Here is a 21,867-nt window from a genome sequence, read left to right on the forward strand (position 1 = left end):
GGTTATCCAAACTAGATGATATTTTATATCGTATACTGTATGTGATGACTTTCTGTAATTTTCCATTGAGCGAATTTACTAAAGTCTTCGCCTAAAGGCGAGGGTTTTTGCCCGCCAATCCCAGTAAGGGACAATAAAAAAACTAAAATGAACTAAAACTTTAAGTTTACTCTTTCTTTTATTTAGCAGATTGAATTCTTATTTTTGTCCCGAACAACTCGCAATCATAATTGAAGAAAAACATAAACATACTTTCTGATAAGTTTATTCTGGATTTAAGGCAAGCTACTACCGGATATTTATCATCTGAAAATTTTGAAAAATTAATTAATGCATTTGAGCATGAACTGAAAGTTTTTTATTTCTCAGCTTCAACAGAAGCGAACCTGCACAGAATTATTTTTTCTTTATATGATAAGATCTCTTTCCTTTCAGATTGTTTAAAATATCCTTTCCATATACAAATTGTTATTGCAGTAGCAGTAAACAGTAATTTTTTAACTGATGTAATTGTTCGAAATCCAGAATTCTTATCCTGGATATTAAATCCTGAAATTCTAAATCAAAGGATAACTGAAAAGTACATTGAAAATGATATTGGGCAAACATTAACGCGATACAAAACATTTAATGCAAAGGTTAACTACCTTAGAACATTAAAACGAAGAGAACTTTTAAGAATAGGATTGAATGACATTCTTGGCAACACTAATGTAAAAGAAACCACTGAATTGTTATCTATACTGGCAAAAGGAATTAACTCTAAACTGTTTTCACTATGCCACAACGAAGTAATGGCAAAGTACAACTTGAAAATATCCGGGTCAAGATATTGCCTTGCTGCATTAGGAAAATTAGGTGGAGACGAATTAAACTACAGTTCTGATATCGACCTGCTATTATTTTTTGATAAAAATTCGGTCGTAAAACAAAATCCAAGAAAAGAATATTTTGAAATTTTAAGTGAAGCCGCATACTTGTTTGTACAATCTTCAACTGCCATTACGGACAAAGGATATTTGTACAGAGTTGATTTTCGACTTCGTCCCGATGGCAGAAACTCACCACTTTGCCGCACCTTGAAGGATTACCTCCAGTATTATGAAACCAGGGGTGAGGATTGGGAAAGGCAGATGCTAATTAAATTAAGCTTAGTTAGTGGAAGCAAAAAATTATTCGAATCCTTCAACAGTTATGTGCAACATTTTGTGTATCCATCTTCATTTTCTAATTCGCCGTTATCTCAGATTGCAAGAATAAAAAATGATATTGAAAAGAAGGTTGGTGAAAAAGAAAATGTTAAACTTTTTTCTGGCGGCATCCGCGATATTGAATTTTCAGTTCAAGCTCTTCAGCTGTTAAATGGTGGAAAACTAAAAGAATTAAGAACCGGCAATTCACTAACTGCAATTGGAAAGTTACGAGAGAAAAATCTTTTAACTGAAGATGAATCCGCAAGTTTAATTTCTGCTTACAACTTCTATCGGAAAATTGAGCACTTTCTTCAATTGATGAATGATAAGCAGACGCATTTAGTTCCGGAAGATGATGATACTCTTAATAAACTTTCCAGTTATTTACGTTTTAAGGATATAGGTAGTTTCCAGAAGCGAGTAGCGAGCACAAGGAAGCAAATAAAAAAAATATTTGATTCGATAGTTGGTAAGGAAGAAATTAATCCCTCATCTCTGGATAGTATCCAGTTCACAGAAAGAAAGAAAGCAATCGGTAATTTTAAGTATTTGCAAACTGGGCAAGGTTTACTGGAACAAAAGCAGTTCGATAAACAAGCTATAAACTCGTTTCAGAAAATTGAAACTACATTATTCGCTTTTCTAAGTAAAAGTTTAGCACCAGATTCAGTAGTAGAAAATTTTGCACGGATAATAAAAATCCGCCCGCTTCCATCAATCTGGTACAACGAATTTACGGATACAAATTTCTTTTATTCATTTCTAAAAATTTGTGAACGGAATAAAAAAGCCGTTGAATTAATGGTAATTGATAAATCGCTTGGTGATTTGATTCTGAACAGACGTGCTTTTAACGAAAGGTTCGATACTATCGAGAACTTTTCAACTAATCAAATGATCTTCATTCTTTCGGTTCAATTTTGTCTTGGAATTATTAAGGTAGAAAGGCTTTCAAAAATTCTTTCAGAATTTCTTTTGGCAAAAATAAAAACAATTTGTAAATCCTTTTCTTTACCAGATAGATTTTTCATTATCGCATTAGGTAGTTTTGGAACTGATGAAATGACTTTTGGTTCAGACGTTGATTTAATTTTTGCAGTTGAAAATATTCTTAAATACCCAAATGTTCAAACAGAATTTCAAAATCTCTTGTTAAAGCTGAAGGAACAATTAAAACCATTCGATGTTGATAGCAGGTTGAGACCCGAAGGAAAAAGTTCGCAGTTAGTTTGGGATGTGGACAAATATTTTGACTATTTAGAAAATAGAGCTCAAACCTGGGAACTTCAGTCGCTCACCCGGATTAAATTTGTTTATGGTTCAATAGAGCTTTACAATAATTTTCTTGAAGGAGTGAAGAAGCGCGTAAAATTTTTAGAGCATAGTAGTTTGATTAAGGATATTTTAGATATGCGTTCCAAAATGGAAAAGCAATTGCTTTCCACATCTCAGGCTCAATTCGGAAATTTCTTTAACATCAAGCGGAGCCGGGGTGGCTTAGCTGATATTGAATTTATAGTTCAATACCAGGTACTTAAAAATTCAGAATCATTCTCTAAACTGATCGGCAAGAATACAAAAAGTGCAATCAAAATCCTGATAGATTTTTCGGAAAATTTTAATAGCTTTGAAGCGCTGATTGAAAATTATTCTTTTTTAAAAAAGCTCGAAATTTGGGTACAGATTTTATTTGAAACAAATTCGAAAGTAATTCCTTTAGATAATGTAAAGCGAAACCTATTAGCTAATGTGCTGAATTTTAAAATACCAAGGGATTTGGAAGTTGAATTAACAAGAATAAAAAAAGCAAATCATGATTTCTTTAAAAAGATATTTGCCATTTAATTTTTTTACTACTTCGATCATTTGGATTCATGATAATTTTATAAATAACTCATAAAATGTTCGATAACAAATAATAGGTCGGATGTGATATTTCTAAAAAAATATTATACGGTAGTTTCCACATTAAGCATTTTTATTATTTATCTAATTACACTTGCACCAACAGTTATCCAGATAGACGCTGGTGAATTAGCAGCAGTTGAGGCAAAACTTGGGATAGCACATCCAACCGGTTACCCGCTATTTACAGTTCTTGGGTATTTATTTGTGAATCTTCCTTTGCCCTTCTCTGAAATATTTTTAGCAAACTTACTGGCAGCAATTTATTGCAGTATCGGTACTAGTATTTTTGCGGCATCATCTAAATTAGTTTTAGATAATTTGCAATTATTTTCTAAAAAGCAGATCATCCTAAAAAGCAAAAAAACAAAATCCGTAAAGGAGATTGAACAAATAACGGTTGATCCAGAATTAGAGACAAAGATAATATTATCAGTTATTTTGGGTAGTATAGTTTTAGGATTAAGTAAAACATTTTGGTTTCAAAGCACTTCAGTTGAAGTTTATTCATTGCACATTTTACTAATTAACTTAATCATTTACTTTTTATTGCGTGCTTTTATTGAAAAAGATGACGATAAGAAAAGCTGGCTGCTGTTTGCATTAATGCTTGGTTTAGGATTTTCCAATCACATGACAACGATGCTTATTCTTCCGGCAACAGCTTATTTGTATTTTCTTAAAAATCAATTCAACAAAAATGCTTACAAAAAGATTGGGTTAATGCTTGCCATATTTTTTCCAATTTTAATTTTGCTTTACTCTTACCTTCCCATTCGCGCAACACAAAATCCTGAAATCAATTGGGGAAATCCGTTTGATCTGGAGCGAATTTTAAGACATATCTCTGGAAAGCAGTACCAGGTTTGGCTTTTCACTTCAATTGATGCAGCTAAGAAACAATTTACTTATTTCATTAGCAATCTACCATTGGAGTTTGCAACTATCAGTTTGGTTTTTTGTATCATCGGTATTTTCACTTCATTTATTAAAGCAAAAAAGTTTTTCGTGTTTGTAATAATCACTTTTATTTCAACAGTTCTTTATTCAATCAATTATGATATTAATGATATCGACTCATACTTTCTGCTCGCATACATTTCATTTTCTTTCTTTGCCGTATTTGGAATTTATAAATTGATTGATATTCTAACTTTAAAAAAAGAATCAATACTAATTCCAGTTTCTGGAATCTTAGTTTGTATTTTACTTCAGTTCTATATCAATTTTCCCAAAGTAAATCAGAATAATATTTATATAATTGAAGACTATTCTAAATCCTTAATAAACAGCACTGAAAAAAACAGTATTATCTTTAGCTACCAATGGGATTTTTTTGTTTCAGCTTCTTACTATTTTCAACACGTTGATAATTTTAGGAAAGATGTTACGATTATCGATAAGGAATTGCTCAGACGTTCCTGGTATTTTAACCAGATGAAAAGAAACTCTCCACAAATTGCCGAAAGGATTCAACCAGAGATCAATCAATTTTTATCAGCAGTAAAACCATTTGAGCGTGAAGAAAATTATGACCCAAATTTGCTTGAGAATGCGTACCAAAGAGTAATGGCTAAACTTATTTCAGAAAATATTAACGTCCATCCTTTTTATATAGGTCCCGAACTTTTTGATAATGAAATGCAAAATGGACAGTTCGCTTTGCCACAAGGTTACTTTTTAGTACCCGATTTGTTTCTATTTAAAGTTGTGAGAACCACTGAGTATGTGCCATCAAAAGAACCAAATTTTAAAATTCGAATCCCTGAACAAAAAAATTATTACTACAATTTTATAGAAAATACTGTTGGTTCGATGCTGGTAAGAAGGGCAATGTATGAAATGAAATTTGACAAAATTGATAAGGCACGTGTGTATATAAATAAAGTTAAAAAAGATTTTCCTAATTACATAATTCCGGAAGAATTACAAAATGTATTCAAATAAAGATTTTTCCTTAGAACCAAGGATTGATTATTTCAGATTGGTTTGGAATGATTGTAAAATAACATCCAATTGTTGAATTAATTCTTTCTTGTTGTATTTGGGAGCATAGATTGAACCATCAAGCATAAAAATCCTTTTCGTCTTAACATCATAAATAGTATAATTTATAAACGGACCACCTTTGCTTTTATCACTCATTTCCCAAAGCCCTTGAGACGCAAGAGCATAACTTCCGTTGAAATTAACCTCATTTGTCCTTCTAAAATTTTTATTGATTAAAACAAAGGCTTTTTTATTTGTAGATCGGAAATACTTCTCAGTTAATTTATTCCTTATTCCAATTATTGAATCCGGAGTAATTAACTCAGGTGAGGCATTATCGATCCAATGAACAAAAATCCATTTTGCAAAATCTTCTCCGGCATTGCTTCTTAGCCAAACAAATTTTTCAGATGGAATATTCAGTGCTAAATCGAAATTCCTCGGGATGAAAATTTTCCATTTATAATCATTATATAATTTTTCTTCTACGTCATTTCTTTCATAATTTGAACTTGTCAGTGCTGCAAAAATTCTCTTGCCGGATTCTTTGTTAAAGTGTTTTAACAAACCCTCACTATTCCGATAAATATTTTGTTCAAGCGAATCCAGGTTGGGCTGTGTTAAAATCATTACTAACTGGTTTTGCAGCCATAAATTTTGTTTGATGAAATAAATCTGCTTCCCTTTACTTGCTTTCTCTTTTTCCTCTTCATTTAAAATTGTGGAAATCAGGTCTGCTGTTTTTTGATTGGTATTTAATTCAGCTATTAAAAGAATATTTTTGAAGTTCTTCACTTCATCTAATTGTTTAAAATCTTTCAATATCAATTCAAAAGTTTTTTCTGGCTGCGGCGTAAATATTGTTTTCTCAAATGCATATTCTAATGAACCTTTTAACTTTTTATAAACTGAAGAATCTGCTATCACATAAATTTTATCTTCAGGTCCTACAGCTTCCTTTTGCGATTTGCATGAAATACAAAACTGTGCGAGAATCAAAACTGCACAAATGATAAATATATTTTTAGCTTTAAAGTGGAACATTAGTTAGTACCAGGGATAAATTTGGTAGAAATAAGTAATACAATCCCCACATTACAAAACCGACTGATAATGGGATTGTAAGATTATCGTCTGCCCAACCGTAAGAAACATTTTCTGCAATTGCACCAATTGCAACAGCAAAGAAACCAATCATATATTCAATCAATTTCCCGTTGATTTTTGGAGAGACAAGTACAACCAAACATCCGGTTACAAAAAAAGTTAGTGTGCCTTCAAGACTTTTGGAAAGAAATTTATTTTTTCCCCATCTTCTGCCTATCAATGCGGCGGATGAATCGCTGATAATAAGAACTGCAAATGCTGTAACAAAAAAGATTTTGGGAAAAATAAGAATACTGGCAACAGCAGAAATTAAAACATAAGTTGCTCCGTTTAAATTTCTTTTTTTATTATCTCGTTCGTGATCTCTAAGCAGAAAACCAAAAAGGAAATAAAACAATTTTCCAAATGATGGGGATAAATATCTGGTTAAATCGGAAACGATGAAAAAAACAGTTAAGGGAATTAGAATTTTTAATGCTAATTCCCTGGAAATAAAATAATAAATGGTAGGTATTGAAAGCGATGTAAGATGAATTAACTTTCGGTAAAGTTCATCCCGGTAATGAATAGTCCCTCTATCAATTTGAGTCATCTTTCTCTACAGACTCTTTTTGCTTTTTCTTCTCAATTAGTTTTACAACATGTTCAGGAATTTCTTCTTCTTTTTTTGCTTGTTCACCACTTCCATTTTTTTTAATTTGTGGAGGAAGCTCTTCCCCGCGAATAATTTTATCAATTTCTTCTGAATCGAGTATTTCCCTCTCCAACAGAACAAGGGATAACCTGTGCAACGTATCTATATTTTCCGCAAGAATGTCTTGTGCACGCACCATACATTCAATAACTATTTTTTTAATTTCATCATCAATATCCTGAGCAGTTTTTTCGCTGTAATCTTTATGTCGCGTAATTTCTCGACCAAGGAAAATTTCCTCCTCTTTTGTTCCATAGGAAAGCGGACCAAGCTTATCACTCATTCCCCATTCACAAACCATTTTACGGGCTAAAGCAGAAGCTCTTTCAATATCATTTCCAGCACCTGTTGTATAACGGTTGAATACAAGTTTTTCTGCTGCACGTCCACCAAGAGCGTAAGTAATCATTGTTTCTAAGTATTCTTTGGAATAGGTGTGTTTTTCATCCACTGGTAAATAAGTAGTTACACCAAGTGCTCGCCCACGAGGAATTATTGTTACTTTATGAACAGGATCTGCTTCAGGAAGTTTACGTGCAACTAAAACATGTCCAATTTCATGATATGAAGTAATTTTCTTTTCTTCCTCAGAAATAATCATACTTTTTCTTTCCATTCCCATCATAACTTTATCTTTGGCTTCTTCAAAATCACCCATAGAAACAGTTTTTTTATTTTTTCTTGCTGCAAGAAGTGCTGCTTCGTTTACCATATTGGCAATATCGGCACCTGCCAATCCTGGTGTACCTTTTGCCAGAATTAAAAGATCTACATCAGTATCAAGAGGAATTTTTCTTGTATGAACTTTTAAAATTCCTTCTCTTCCTTTTACATCAGGTCTGTCAACTACAATTTGTCTGTCAAATCTTCCTGGGCGCAATAAGGCAGGATCCAAAACATCTGGACGGTTTGTTGCAGCAATTATAATTACACCGCTATTCTGTTCAAATCCATCCATCTCAACCAGTAATTGATTTAGAGTTTGTTCGCGTTCATCATGCCCGCCACCCAAACCTGCTCCACGATGGCGACCAACTGCATCGATTTCATCAATAAAAATAATGCAGGGAGCATTCTTTTTACCCTGGTCGAATAAGTCTCTAACACGGCTTGCGCCAACTCCAACAAACATTTCAACAAAATCGGCACCGCTTATGGAAAAGAAAGGAACACCAGCTTCGCCAGCAACTGCACGCGCTAATAATGTTTTGCCTGTTCCCGGAGGTCCTAATAATAAAACTCCTCTTGGAATTTTTCCGCCAAGTTTCTGAAATTTTGTGGGTTCTTTTAGAAATTCAATAATCTCTTCAAGTTCAGACTTTGCTTCATCGGCACCAGCAACATCCTTAAACGTAACCTTTGTTGCAGATTCGGAAATCAATTTAGCTTTACTCTTTCCGAAATTAAAAATTCCTCTCGTTCCACCGGCTCCACCCTGCATTCTTCGCATGATGAAAATCCAAACCGCAATAATTAGAATCCAGGGAATAAAGCCAAGAAGAATATTCAACCACTCATTTGATTCTTTACTGAATGAATATTTAATATTCTTACTTTTCCAAATTGCTTCCTGATCTTTAAGCAATTCGGCTGGAATGAATACAGTGAATTTTTTTAAATGAACCAATCTTTCATTAACGCTAATTGACTCTTCTTGTTTTAGCTGACCTTCAAAGGAATAGTCTTGTGGATCTGTTTTAACCACTTTTGCTTCGTCAATCTTATCTTCCTGAAGGAAATTCAGGTAAACATCGTAATCTATTTCTGTTGTACTGGAATTTCCGGAACGAAGAAACTGTAAAACTATTACTGCTAAAACAATAACTGCACCCCAACTAAAAACGCTTCTAATTATTTTAGACCAATCAAATTCACCATTTGGATTTGGTCCATCACCGGGTTTTCTCGGTCGTTTTAAGGGAGATCTGTTTCCTGAATTATCTGCCATATATAACTTTTTTGTTTTAAAAAACATTTACTCAAACTCCATTTTCACTTAAAATATAAATCGCGCGTAAATTTCTATACTTTTGTGCATAATCTAAACCATATCCAATAACAAACTTACTTGGAATTTCAAATCCAATATAATCAATTTTTGCATCATAATTAAGACTTGCTGGTTTTACTAAAAGGGATACAATCTTAACGCTGGCCGGTTTATAGTTTTCCATTAACCTTGATATATATTGCAATGAAAGCCCAGTATCTACAATATCCTCAACAACAATTACATCTCTTCCGTTCACATCACAGTTCAAATCTTTAACCATTCTAACTTTCCCAGAGGAAATTTTTGCATCGCCATAACTGGATAAACGAAGAAAATCAACCTCGCAATCAACATCAATATGTTTTACAAGATCAGACATAAAAATAAATGATCCATTTAAGATTCCAATAAATACAGGTGACTTATCCCTGTAATCTTTAGAAATCTGTTTAGATAACTCTTTTACTCTTTTTTGAATTAAATCTTCGCTAAGAAAAACTACAAATTTTTCATCGCCGACAAAAATTTCCTTTGGATTTTGTTTTTCTAATTCATCCATAGTTCGCATACCCTTTTTGTATTTTTGATTATTTTATATCTATCATCTATTCTTAAACCAACAACCCATACTATATTGTTCCTGTTAAGCAAAACAAGCTGTTCCTTTTTTTTGTATGCAGGAACCTTTTGTTCTGTAAGAAAGTTGGCTACATTTTTAAAATTTTTCATTCCCAACGGAATGAATTTATCACCGGCACTCCATCTTCTTAGAATAAACTTTGCCCCAAGATTATCTGCGGAAATTACTTCCCTGAGTTTATCATTATCAAAGCTTAATTCGTCTCTTTTTATGGTATGGATTTTCAATTTCTTATTCTCAACTTGTGTTTCCTCTCCAAGCTTTGTTTTGATGGGATGATTGGTAGACTTAATTGGTTTCAGGTAAACAACTATTTTTTCCCTTTCCCGTACTGCTATAAGGTTACCGGCAAGAAAAACATTTTTGCCAACACGATTATTTACAAGTGATTCAATTTTGGTAAAATCATCATAACAGAATTCCTTATTAAAATTCTTTGTTATGGACTCTTTCAAAATTTCGCCAAAAATTACTTCATCTAATTGAGATATTTTTTTCAAATTAATTGAAAGAATGCCTTCAGAAAAAAATGTAACTTCACTTATAAATGGTTTTATAAAATTACTAACAATAACTTGAGAATTTCTGAATAACTGTGAAGAGTTGAAAAGATTTTTTTCGAGTGAAGGATTTATTTTCTTTTTTAAAAGTGGGATTATTTTATGCCGGAGAAAATTCCTTTCATACTGAATGTTCTTATTTGATTCATCTTGCCTGAAATCGGCATTGACATATTTTAAGTAAGCTAGAATTTCTTCCTTACTTAAAATTAAAAAAGGACGAATAATATTTCCTCTTTGAATCGGAATCCCGGAAATTCCTTTTAGTCCGGTACCCTTTATTAAATTTAGCAGAATTGTTTCTGTATTGTCGTTTATGGTATGTGCTGTAATAATTTTATCATATTTATAATTCTTAGCAATTGATTTTAGAGAACTATAACGTAATTCTCTTGCAGCTTCTTCGATAGAAGCCTTTTTAGAAGCAGCATATTCTTTCACTTTTACTTTTGTTGAATAAATATTGATCTCTAATTTTTCACAAATTGCTTTGCAGAATTCCTCATCCTTATCAGAATTTTTTCCCCGTAAGCCGTGGTTAATATGCGCTGCGCCAAGCGTAATCTTAAATCGTTTTTTAAACTTTTGAAAGAAATGAAGTGCAAAGACTGAATCTGGTCCTCCACTTAATGCGATCAGAATTTTTTCATTAGAAGAAAGCAGGTGGTAGCGATCAATAAATTTAATAACTTTTTGCTCAATTGATTTCATCAGTAGCCAAGTTCTTGTAACCAATCCACAGTTAATTTTTCTTTTTTACCGTTACTTAAAATTCGGGCAACATATTTTCCCAAAACATCAAACTCAAGATTCACATCTTCACCAATTTTTTTATCAGCAAGGTTTGTATGCTTCCAGGTGTGTGGTATAATCGAGACGGTAAATGAGTTTTTATTATAATTTGCAACAGTTAAGCTAATACCTTCTACTGCAATGGAACCAACATTTATTAGGTACTGTAAATATTCCTTCTGGCAGGAAACCGATACAAGGTAACTGGTAGAAAGCTTTTTTATCGTTAAGATTTTTCCAGTAGTATCTACGTGCCCAAGTACAAAATGCCCGCCTAATTTTTTATTCAATGTAAGTGATCTTTCGAGATTAACATTATTATTTAATTTTAATTTTGCCAGGTTGGTTTTTTTAAGTGTTTCTTCAACTGCCTCGACATCAAAAGATTCTTTGTTGAAGTTAACCACAGTTTGGCAGGCGCCATTAATATTAATACTATCGCCAATGTTTAAATCATTCAAAATTGTAATTGAAGAGATGGATATTTTTAATCCGCCGCCAAGTTGCTGTACTTTTTTTACTTTTCCAACTTCTTCAATTAATCCGGTAAACATATTTCTTGTATAATCCTTTTTTTTGTTTTATTGATGTTAGATTCCCGGTGTTACTTCAGAATTAAATTTTCATAAAGTATAAGTGAATTAGATCCACTATTTAATCAATTATTATTTCACCTTTGACGTTTGTCTTTTCACATTTGATACTATTCTACTTATTAAGGACAATTAAAACATCATCTCCAACTTTTTCTACTGAGATTACCTTCAACTTAATCGATCTTTTAATTGATGGGACTCCAAGGCATTCAACAACAGAAAGTCCTCCGCCTAAATATTTTGGACCGATGAACATCATTATATCGTCAAACAAATTTTCTTTTATAAAAGTTGAATAAATTTTCTGCCCGCCTTCTACAAGTAATGATGATATATTTTCCTTAGCAAGTTCTTCCAAAGCATTTCTTAGATTCAATCTTCCATCACCATTTTCTTTAACAAATAATACTTTTACACCATCTTCAATTAGATTTTCAACTTTTTTCTTTTTAGCTATACTGTTCTTTGAAGTAAGAACAATAAGGTTTCCATCCGAAGTGTTGTTGAAAATTTTGTAGATTGGTTTTAGTTTTAGTTGTGAATCAATTATTACCCGTTTTGGATTCCTCCCTTCAACATACCTTACCGTTAAACTTGGATTATCTATTTTTACTGTTGTAGTTCCAACAAGAACAGCATCGTATTCACTTCGTAAATTATGAACATACTTCCTTGATGCAATAGAAGTAATCCATTTTGAATCGTAATTCTTATCAGCAATTTTACCATCTAATGTTTGGGCGGTTTTTAAGGTAACATAAGGAATTTTCTTAGTTATAAACTTGAAGAAGAATTTATTTAATTCTATACATTCTTTTTCTAAAATTCCTACCTTTACTTCAACACCGGCTTGCTTTAACTTTTTTATTCCGTTACCGCTTACAATTGGATTCATATCCAAAGTACCAATAACCACTCTTTTAATCTTATGTTCAATTATTGCATCAACGCAAGGAGGTGTTTTACCAAAATGAGAACAAGGTTCAAGGTTAACATATAAAGTTGCGTCTTCAACATTTTGCTTTGCACTGTTAATCGCGTTTATTTCGGCGTGGCTGCTTCCAAAAGATTTATGGTATCCGGCGCCAAGAATTTTTTCATCCTTAACCAGAATTGCTCCAACCAGAGGATTTGGAGAAACTTTCCCTCTTCCCTTTTTAGCAATCTCTAAGGTTAACTTTATGTAGGATTCGTCATTCAATATATTTATTATTTTTTTTAATTCATCTTAGTCGAAATGGTAGTAAGAGTAAACAGAGAACCTGAGAAAGAAATTATTCTTTCAATTCTTCTACTCGTTCAGGTCCATTGTTCAATGCACTCCAAACCAATTTCTATTTTATAGAAAGGATTTCAAATTCAAGCATACCTGCCGGAGCTTTTACTTTAACTTGATCACCTACTTTTTTACCAACCAAGCCTTGTCCTACAGGAGAAGTAACAGAAATTTTTCCACTTTGGAAGTCTGCTTCTTCCGGAGATACTAATGTATATTCAAAAATATTATCGTTTTTTAAATTCTTTACAGAAACAGTAGAGAGTATTGTAGCTGTTTCCGATGGGATGTTTGATTTTTCAATCAACCTAACTCGTGAAAGAAGATTCTCTAATTTTGAAATCCTTAATTCGAACAATCCTTGTTCTTCTTTTGCTGCATCATACTCAGCATTTTCAGAAAGATCGCCGTGTGCGCGAGCTTCAGCAATTTTTTGTGCCATATTATGCCTTCCATTGGATTTTAACTCGGTTAGTTCTTTTTCTAATTCCAACAATCTTTCTTTTGTTAAATATACAAAGTTTGCTAAAGACATAAATAATCCTATTATTTTCTGAAAGTTTAAAAAAAATTGCCACCGTGTTTAGCAGTGGCACAGCGAAACTACAAAATTTTATTTAGGTTGTCAATAAGACAAGATTAAAATATTCTATTTCCACCATATTCTTTTGATTAAAAAGGAGCTTTTTAAAAATATGGTAAATTTTATCGGAATTTTACTGTTCAACCTCCTGAATTCTGCAGATGGAACGAAAATCGCAGTATCTGCAAACTTTCTGTTCTCTATCTTGAAGTAATGAAAGATTAAATTTGCCAGCTTTAATTCCTTCAACATATTTGTAAACACTCTCTTCGCAAATTTTTATTAATTCTTTGTTGAACTCAATAACTTCATTTTGTTTCTGTTCATCCAATTCTTCAAATGATTTACCTCTCTTAATACTAATGGAAGATTTCCCAAATTGTTCTGCCTTGAACTTCAAAGAATAAATGAATGCGTTCGCAGGTTCATAATCGATCCCGAACTGAGCTTTTAACATTTCTGCCGCAGCAAATATATAAAGCGGAAGTTGAAGTGAAAGTCCCGTGAGCAAATCTTTTTCTGATGGCTTATCGCCGCTTAGTTTATAATCGACAATACTAAACCGTTTTTCCTGTTCATCTATTTCCAGCCGGTCAATTTTACCACGCACATTTATTCCACCGATTGAAAGCCGTTGCAGACTTAAATCATTTTTATTCTCTTCGCCTTTCAATCTGCCGAATCCAAGCTCGAAATATTTTGATAAAAATTCTGAGATGTTCTCCCTTTCAGCTTCAAGAAATTTATATAAAATTGAATTTTGCTTCTTGCCATCTATCCCAAATATTTTTTCCTTTTCGTAAAATGAAAATGGTGAACTGAAAAAAGCATTCCCTACTTCTTTGTCAGCAATGTTAAAAATTAGTTGAATGCATTTATTGAAAACCTCATCGGAACAATTTTTAATTATTATTCTCTTTGTAGTTATTTCTTTGTAAAATTGATAAAGTATTGTGTGCAGCAATGTCCCAAGCTCAAAAGCTTCAATTTCTTCAGTTGGTTCTTTGATAATATTTATGTTAAGAATCCTTTTTAAGAAATATTGATACGGGCACTTGGCATATTGTTCAAGCTGAGTGATTGAATATTCCCTTTCTCCAAGTTGCTTAAGCCTTGCCTGTGCCTCTTCGGAAAGAATAAACTCATTTTCAAAAATTGTTTTGTCTGTTGGCATCAGAAATCCATTATAGATCGATTCTCCAAACGGATCCTTTTTCCGTTCATCAGCAATTTTCAACGATTGATCTATTGCTTCCCAATTTATTTTATCTGTTAAACTTCCAAATTCCTCTTTCGCTTTTTCTAATCCAATTTGCCCAATCAACTTAAGAATTTCATCTGTTGAAAAAACAGAGTGATCATAATCCTTTTCTGATTTTTCCAATACATCAAACTGTAAAAGAAAATCTTTAAGGAGGTTCGATTGTACAAGTTCCTTTCCTTTTTCCTGGATCGGGAATGTTAGATAAAGTCCCTTCTGCCAAGAGCACAGCGCCTGGTAGAAGTGGTATCTTTCTTCAGTCTGATGAATGCTTTCGCTTTTTGCAAATGAATCCGAAGAAAAAATTTCTGGATTAAAACGGGTTGGAAAATCACCGTCACATAATCCTGAAATAAACAGATAATCAAACTTTAAACCCCTGATTTCGTTTATCGTAGTAACTTGTACACCGTAATTAGATTTTTCTTTTACATTAAACCTTGCGGATGATACAGCAGTACGTAATTGATTGAGGAAAAAACTTAACGGAAATTTTATATCGTTTTTTAATTCAAGTTCAAGTAATTCAAAAATCTCTGTAATCGTTTCAAACAATGTTGTTACTGCGCGGATATGTTCTTCTTCCTTTTCATTCACATCAAGGATTAATTTTATCGGCAGTTCAAGTTTATTAACAAGTTCATTTAATTCTGAAAGAAATTCTTTTAGGGTCAACTTCCTGTTAAAAGGTGAAAGTATTTCGGCAAGAGTTTCAATATCAACTAATGCTTTTGAGTAAAAATCTTTTTTCTTTTCAATCTCAGCATAATCTGAATCGCTATTTTCATATAACCCATCAAATGCATCTTTTAAGGTAGTCAGCCAGTTATCGTATCCTGCAACAATCTTCAACTCAGCAGCTGATTTCATCAATCCCGCCAGGTTTATTCCATTAAAGTTCATGAAACCACTACTGAGTGCACGAAAAATATTCTTGTAGTAAAAATCATTCTCAAGAATTTCCAGAAAATTTATTATGCTAATTACTGGATAAGAATTAGCAAGAGAAATCCTATCGGTAAGGTTGTAAGGAATTTCATACAAGGAAAAGCGATCCCTGATAATCGGAGAATACTTTTCAATCAGATTGAATGAAACACAAATCTTATGCGCTTCAACCTTCTTTTCAAGTATAAGCTCTTTTATCTCCTTGGCTATCAGTTCAATTTCCTTTTCCCTGCTCAAGGCTGAAATTGTTAAAATATTTGTTTTGTATTTTTCAATTTTCTTATTGCTGTTTTTAAGAAAAAGATTCTTTCTTGCAGCATTAAAAAAATCATCATCGTCCGAATATGATTTATCCTCAATAATATTAAAATTCCTTGTGATTAATTTATTATAACAATTATCAAGATGTGAAAAGATGAGCGGATTGTATGCGTAGTAATCGAAGTTGAGATAAAGCTTTGTATTTTCTGCTTTCGAAATGGAATTAATAATTTCCACTTCAGGACTAGAAAACTCATCAAAACCATTTATAACAACCAAATCAACTTGCGGATAAATATTCTTAAAACACTTTTGAAAATCTTCCTGGTTTAACTCGTTCAATTTTTCATAAACATCACCGACCTCAAAGGCGCTAAGTGCGGCGCATTTACTTTTATACCTTTCATAAATGGCGGCAATGTCTTCAGCTTTTAGCTTTTCGGAACCAGAAAGATTTTCAGCATCTGCTAATATTTTTTCAGGCGATATTCCCTGTCTTTTGTATTCAGAAATCACGTTATTAATTCTTTGCAATGTGCCGGCAGGAATTTCTGCTTTATATCCTGATAAATATTTCAGTTCTATTTCCGAAACGGTTTGCTTAAGCAAAACAGATGAAGCAGCTTCACTTAATTGTTTGAATAAAAAATTCTCACTTAAAAGTTTTGATGAAATTGTACCGATTGTTTCCAGGTTTATTTTACTTGTAGTTTTATTCGGCAGCAAAGAAATCAGTTCCTTTTTTAAGTAACGGATTTTACGATTGGTTGGCACAACTAAAAGTATTTCGTTCAATCTTTTGGATTGAATTTTTTGGTTGATCAGGAAATCAATATCAACTGATTCGTCTTTTTCTTTGGTAAAGATCATTGTATTTTCAGCATTAAATCCCTGTAAGAAAATAGGATTTGTTTTTTTAAATCTAATTGAAGAAGTGAGATAATTTCATTAAATCGTTTTTCAGCATTACTCTTTCCATTTAATACTAAAGTTTCAAGCTCTAGAAATGTTCCAAGATTTTTCACGGTATCAAGATGGATCCTTGTATTGTGGTAAAGCCATAATTCTCTTTTCTTTTCAACGATGGTTTCAATTTCAAAAACAGATTTAAAGAATTTTTCCACATTATTGCCATCAATTTTTATAATTTCATAATTAGACCATCTTGTATTTCCGCTTTCATCCCGGATGTATTTTATTAATTCGCAGTTTGTATTCTGGATTCTAAGTTTCAATAATCCATCTTTGATTTTGAAATACACATCCCTTTGCTTCAGTACTGTCTGGAAATCCGCATTAATTCTTTTTAAAATTGTCTTAGTTTTTCTGTTCGAATCAAGCTTCAATTTTAGTTCAAGGTTTACGGGCATACTTTTTTACTCTTTTTTATTTCAAGTTGTATTATTTTTTCTTTTCCTGGGATTTGGAGATTTACAAATTCTATTTGAATGCTCAAGAAACCAGATTGTTTAACTTTGGAAACATAAATAATTTATGACTGTTTAATTTGTATTGACAATTTCGAAATAGAGAGTGATATTTAAAACAAAAAACGAAACAACTATGAAATCTTTACTTATTGCAATTATACTAATTCCTTTACTTATTTCAAACGCTCAGCAATTAGGTGAATATGCCTCGGAAAAACCAGCAATTGTATTTCCGGATAGATCACTCGGAGTTGATTTTATGTTCAGTGAAGGAGGTTTCGGACTGGGTGGCTTCTATCGATATAATTTGAGTCAATCTCTAACTTTCTTTTCAGATATTTCATTCTCAGAAGCAAAAGATAACCGAGAAGTTGACTATGTAGATTATTATGGGCGAACATATACACCTAATAAGAAAAATAGAATTTTTCTCATTCCTTTAAGCTTCGGTTTGCAGCAAAGGTTGTTCGAAAATGTTCTTACTGATAACCTGCGTCCATATATTAATTTTGGAATTGGACCAGCTATGGTTGCAACAACACCATACGAAAGAGAATTTTTCAATGCATTTTCTAAAGCTCAAGCTAAATATACAATCAGTGGTTATATCGGCTTGGGTGCTAACTTTGGAATTGATAAATCAAGCTTAGTTGGAATAAACATACGTTACTACGAGGTAAAATTTTTCGATAAAGGTGTTGAAAGTCTTGAAGGCAGATTTCAAAATGAACTGGGCGGATTTTATTTAACAATAAATCTTGGAATTATGTATTGAAAGATGAATATCCGGCATTTGGGGGATTTAATAAAAATGTTTTCAAGTTTCTAAATGACCTGACAAAAAATAATAATGTAGAATGGTTTACTAAAAACCGTGATAGATACCAGAGCGAGCTTGTCCAACCAGCTCGTTCTTTTGTTATTGAGATGCAAGATTTTTTTAACCGGCTTAATCCCGCAATTAGAACCGAACCTAAATTTAACGAAACATTGATGCGCATAAATAAGGATATGAGGTTTTCCAAAGGTGAACCTTATAGAAATTATTTTCTAATCCACTTTGGAAAATTTAAAATGGATTCTGAATTTTATGTTTACTTCGATCCTGATGGATTTTCTTATGGTCTTTTTATAAACAACGGCAAGGATGACAAGAATTTTTATTTTAAAAGAAATCTGGTAAAGTATTCAGAGGAATTTTTAACCCTGCTGGTAAAATATAACCTCAATAATAAATTTGAACTTCATGAACTTAATAAGGAATCTAAGCTTTTAGAAAAAAAATTTGATGGAGATAAACATTTGGAAATATGCAAAGATTTGAAGATGATTCTTATTCAAAAATCCCTTAAAATAACTGATAAGAAAATATTCAGTCCGGGTTTTATAATCGAGGCTATCAAAACTTTTTCAATGCTATACCCTATTTATTGTTTCTCAATTTCACCACAACCTCTTAAGCTAATAGAAGAATTTGAAGAACAGTTTGGAAATGTAATCTAATTTTTTTAAACGGATAAATATAAAACTTGTTCTTTTAAAATTCTCTAATAACAATTTATTATTGAAAATTTCGTATTATTAAAACGATTATTTATCACTTATAAGATATATGAAAATAAAATTTGTTACTTATTTTCTTTTAATAACAGCATTAGAAATTACAATGGCGCAAGAAAATTATTACTTAAATCTGTATAATAATTATGAGAACTTTAAAGAAGAAAGTTTAACCAGAAAATGGTTTAAGCATCAGGATATCCTTCCATTAATTTCCCGACTGAAGAAAAATAAAAATTTCAAGGTTGAGAAAGTCGGATCATCGGTTGAAAAAAGAGACATAAATTTAATCTCTATTGGTACCGGAAAAACTAAAATTTTACTGTGGTCTCAAATGCATGGAGACGAATCCACTGCAACAATGGCGCTCTTTGACATATTCAATTTTTTAAGTTCTGATGATGAATACAATAGTTTAAGAAATAATATTCTTAGCAAAACTACCTTGTATTTCATCCCAATGCTAAATCCGGATGGTGCCGAAAGATTTCAACGTAGAAATGCTATGAGTATAGATATTAACCGTGATGCTGTAAGTCAGCAATCACCAGAAGCAAAAATTTTAAAAAGTATAAGGGATAGTTTGAACCCGGAGTTTGGTTTTAATCTGCACGATCAAAGCACAAGAATGTCTGCCGGTAACACATATAAAACCGCATCAATTTCCTTTCTTGCCCCAGCTTACAATTTTGAAAAAGGCATGAATGAAACCCGGGAACGTTCTGTAAAAGTTATTTCCTACCTGAATAAGATGCTTTCTAATTTTATCCCAGGACATATTGCTAAGTACGATGATAGTTTTGAACCACGCGCTTTTGGGGATAATATTCAAAAATGGGGTACGAGTGCTATTTTAATAGAAACTGGTGGATGGAAGGATGATGATGAGAAACAGTTTTTAAGGAAATTAAATTTTATTGCAATAATTTCAGCATTTAACTCAATTGGTGAAGAAAGCTACAAAACTGAACAGCTTGAAGAATATTTTGCAATACCCAATAATGAAAAATGTATTTTCGATTTGATTATAAGAAACGCTAAACTTAGGTATGATGATACTGTTTTTACAGCAGACATTGGTGTAAATCGTTATGAGGAAGTGGAAGGCGATGCAATTTATTATAAAGGAATAATTGAAGACGTTGGGGACTTATCGGTTTATTTTGGATTTGATGAAATAAATTGCAGTGGACTTGATATTGAAGGTGGAAAATTTTATTCAAAACCTGTTATAAATATTGAAAAAATTCAACAGTTAAATTTACCTGAATTATACCGTGAAGGAATTACTTCAGTATTAATCTCAGGTGATTCAATTAGTTCCAATTTCACAAAATATCCTATTTCAGTTTTTCAGAAAAAGGATGAGAATAATGAAATTCAAATTGGAAAAGCTGCCAATCTTGCAATCAGTCAATCAGGGAAAATGAAGTTTGTAATAATTAATGGATTCGTAAACAATCTAACGAGTTCAGTTAATAAGATTAAGAATGGTATAATTGTCAAATAAGCTAACTCATTGCTAAATGATTTTTAATTTCTTATAATTAAACAGAATTCAATTAGTTCAAATTAAAATATGCTGCCTTACGTAAAAGGAAATATTGATCCTAAAGAGCGACAAAAACACGCTGACTTTGAAAAAGAAGCGATTCCACATATGAGTGCTCTTTATAATTTTGCGCTCCGAATGACTGGGGATGCTGATGATGCTGATGATCTTGTTCAGGAAACCTATCTAAAAGCCTTTCGCTTTTTCGATAAATTTGAAAAAGGAACTAACGCAAAGGCATGGTTGTTCAGAATATTAAAGAACTCCTATATAAACGATTACAGGAAACTGAAAAAAGAACCGAACAAAGTAGATTATGATGACATTGAGAACTTTTATGAAAATATAAAATCAACTGATGTAAAATCCAACCATATGGTGGATGATGTATTTAACAATTTGCTTGATGACCAAATCTCAAGTGCTATCTCATCTCTTCCGGAGGATTTTAGAACAGTGATTATTTTAAGTGACATAGAAGGTTTTTCATATGAAGAGATTGCTGATTTTGTTGATTGCCCGGTTGGTACTGTAAGATCAAGATTGCATAGAGCAAGGAAAATGCTTTATGTTCGACTTCATAAATATGCGCAAGAAAAAGGTTACGTTAAAAGTGATTGATTTAAATTATCCATTTTCGGAGATAAGTATTTGCAACACAATGATATTGTTGAACAGATTACCGCTTTAGCGGATAACGAAATAAAGGATGAAAAGGAAATTGCAAGAATTAAATCTATTCTTGCCCGAAACGTAAATCTGAATATTGAATATCAAGTTCAATCTCAAATAAAAAAATTAATCAACTCTCGTATTGGTTTAGTACCAGTACCATACAATTTACAAAGAAGGATTTCTTCCCAATTACAAGGGGAAATACTTAAAACCTCGTCTCAATCATTTTTCCAGTTTCCATCTATTTCAATTTTTAGAAAACCACAATTTGTTTTAGCGGTGTCATTAGTTTTAATTGGAATTTTATATCTACTCTTCCCATTTCAAGGAATAAATTATTCCGAAATTATAAAAAGACAAAATGGAAGTTCGAATATGTTTGTCCAGGCAATACAAAATTATCAAAACCTAATTGATGGGAAACTTGGGATTCAATTTGCAAATAATGACCCGGATAAGATTAAAAAATATTTTATTGATCAAGGAGTTAAATACGAAACTTTTGTTCCTGTGTTTAATGATTGGGAATTGCATGGCTGTGTTGTTTCGATATTCAATAGTGAGAAACTTGCCCACCATATTTATAAATGTAAAAGTGGAAAATTAATTTATGTTTTTCAGGTGGATGAGGATTGTATAAAGAAAGAAAAAATGTTGGCTCTTTCAGATGATCTGATTAAAATTATGGATGATGGTAAGTATTGTGCATGTGTGGTAGAAAATCGATCTATCCTTATCTGGAAAAATAAACTTAATATCAATATTGCAATTTCTGAAGTAGAATTAAATAATCTTAAAAACAATTTTATTGCTGAAGCTTTTAAATAAGCCTGGTTCTAACAATAAAAATCC

Annotated in this window: 17 protein-coding genes; 7 read left to right on the forward strand and 10 right to left on the reverse strand. The window is 32.1% G+C overall.

All coding sequences use genetic code 11. The features are described from left to right. Positions 1 to 230 precede the first annotated feature (230 nt). Both NTX22_13845 and NTX22_13850 read left to right on the forward strand, forming a co-directional pair. Positions 231 to 3,038, forward strand: a complete 2,808-nt coding sequence (locus NTX22_13845; protein ID MCX6151605.1) for a hypothetical protein — start codon at positions 231 to 233, stop codon at positions 3,036 to 3,038. Positions 3,039 to 3,122: 84 nt separating this feature from the next. Continuing rightward, the gene (locus tag NTX22_13850; GenBank protein MCX6151606.1) at positions 3,123 to 5,045 is read left to right on the forward strand and encodes a DUF2723 domain-containing protein; all 1,923 of its coding nucleotides are present in this window, start codon (positions 3,123 to 3,125) and stop codon (positions 5,043 to 5,045) included. A gap of 27 nt (positions 5,046 to 5,072) precedes the next feature. On the opposite strand, the gene NTX22_13855 is transcribed toward NTX22_13850, so the two are convergent. The 10 genes from NTX22_13855 to NTX22_13900 all read right to left on the reverse strand — a co-directional run bounded on the left by NTX22_13855 (position 5,073) and on the right by NTX22_13900 (position 17,168). After that, positions 5,073 to 6,131, reverse strand: a complete 1,059-nt coding sequence (locus tag NTX22_13855) for a DUF4837 family protein (protein ID MCX6151607.1) — start codon at positions 6,129 to 6,131, stop codon at positions 5,073 to 5,075. Then, positions 6,118 to 6,786 (reverse strand): dolichol kinase, encoded by a 669-nt coding sequence (locus tag NTX22_13860; GenBank protein MCX6151608.1) that lies wholly within the window; start codon positions 6,784 to 6,786, stop codon positions 6,118 to 6,120. Before NTX22_13860 ends, NTX22_13855 begins: the two co-directional genes overlap by 14 nt. Beyond that, positions 6,773 to 8,836, reverse strand: coding sequence for an ATP-dependent zinc metalloprotease FtsH (gene ftsH, locus NTX22_13865; protein ID MCX6151609.1), 2,064 nt, complete (start codon positions 8,834 to 8,836; stop codon positions 6,773 to 6,775). The genes NTX22_13860 and ftsH overlap by 14 nt, the downstream gene beginning before the upstream one ends. 31 nt (positions 8,837 to 8,867) lie before the next feature. After that, positions 8,868 to 9,440: a hypoxanthine phosphoribosyltransferase gene (gene hpt, locus NTX22_13870; GenBank protein MCX6151610.1), complete on the reverse strand. Its 573-nt coding sequence runs from the start codon at positions 9,438 to 9,440 to the stop codon at positions 8,868 to 8,870. After that, positions 9,428 to 10,792 carry a tRNA lysidine(34) synthetase TilS gene (gene tilS, locus NTX22_13875; GenBank protein ID MCX6151611.1) on the reverse strand — a complete coding sequence of 455 codons (1,365 nt, stop codon included), beginning with the start codon at positions 10,790 to 10,792 and terminating at the stop codon, positions 9,428 to 9,430. The genes hpt and tilS overlap by 13 nt, the downstream gene beginning before the upstream one ends. Continuing rightward, complete coding sequence (locus NTX22_13880) at positions 10,792 to 11,427, reverse strand: riboflavin synthase (GenBank protein MCX6151612.1); 636 nt, start codon at positions 11,425 to 11,427, stop codon at positions 10,792 to 10,794. The genes tilS and NTX22_13880 overlap by 1 nt, the downstream gene beginning before the upstream one ends. 154 nt (positions 11,428 to 11,581) lie before the next feature. After that, on the reverse strand, positions 11,582 to 12,670 hold the full coding sequence (ribD, locus tag NTX22_13885; GenBank protein MCX6151613.1) for a bifunctional diaminohydroxyphosphoribosylaminopyrimidine deaminase/5-amino-6-(5-phosphoribosylamino)uracil reductase RibD: 1,089 nt from the start codon (positions 12,668 to 12,670) through the stop codon (positions 11,582 to 11,584). Positions 12,671 to 12,803: 133 nt separating this feature from the next. Next, positions 12,804 to 13,280, reverse strand: a complete 477-nt coding sequence (gene greA / locus NTX22_13890; protein MCX6151614.1) for a transcription elongation factor GreA — start codon at positions 13,278 to 13,280, stop codon at positions 12,804 to 12,806. A 181-nt stretch (positions 13,281 to 13,461) separates the two neighbouring features. Next, positions 13,462 to 16,668 (reverse strand): PD-(D/E)XK nuclease family protein, encoded by a 3,207-nt coding sequence (locus NTX22_13895; protein MCX6151615.1) that lies wholly within the window; start codon positions 16,666 to 16,668, stop codon positions 13,462 to 13,464. Next, entirely contained in the window at positions 16,665 to 17,168 is a 504-nt protein-coding gene (locus NTX22_13900; GenBank protein MCX6151616.1) for a class IV adenylate cyclase, read from the reverse strand. Before NTX22_13900 ends, NTX22_13895 begins: the two co-directional genes overlap by 4 nt. Before the next feature lie 193 nt (positions 17,169 to 17,361). On the opposite strand from NTX22_13900, the gene NTX22_13905 reads away from it, so the two are divergent. The 5 genes from NTX22_13905 (at position 17,362) to NTX22_13925 (ending at position 21,843) form a co-directional block, all read left to right on the forward strand. Further along, positions 17,362 to 18,003 (forward strand): hypothetical protein, encoded by a 642-nt coding sequence (locus tag NTX22_13905; GenBank protein MCX6151617.1) that lies wholly within the window; start codon positions 17,362 to 17,364, stop codon positions 18,001 to 18,003. Beyond that, a complete protein-coding gene (locus tag NTX22_13910; GenBank protein MCX6151618.1) occupies positions 18,000 to 18,731 on the forward strand; it encodes a DUF2461 family protein in 732 nt (243 codons plus the stop codon). The genes NTX22_13905 and NTX22_13910 overlap by 4 nt, the downstream gene beginning before the upstream one ends. A 109-nt stretch (positions 18,732 to 18,840) precedes the next feature. Further along, complete coding sequence (locus NTX22_13915; protein ID MCX6151619.1) at positions 18,841 to 20,298, forward strand: M14 family metallopeptidase; 1,458 nt, start codon at positions 18,841 to 18,843, stop codon at positions 20,296 to 20,298. A gap of 69 nt (positions 20,299 to 20,367) precedes the next feature. Beyond that, the gene (locus NTX22_13920) at positions 20,368 to 20,961 is read left to right on the forward strand and encodes a sigma-70 family RNA polymerase sigma factor (protein MCX6151620.1); all 594 of its coding nucleotides are present in this window, start codon (positions 20,368 to 20,370) and stop codon (positions 20,959 to 20,961) included. Positions 20,962 to 20,991: 30 nt separating this feature from the next. Beyond that, the gene (locus NTX22_13925) at positions 20,992 to 21,843 is read left to right on the forward strand and encodes a hypothetical protein (protein MCX6151621.1); all 852 of its coding nucleotides are present in this window, start codon (positions 20,992 to 20,994) and stop codon (positions 21,841 to 21,843) included. Positions 21,844 to 21,867 lie beyond the last annotated feature (24 nt).

Source organism: Ignavibacteriales bacterium (assembly GCA_026390815.1).
GTDB lineage: Bacteria > Bacteroidota > Ignavibacteria > Ignavibacteriales > SURF-24 > JAPLFH01.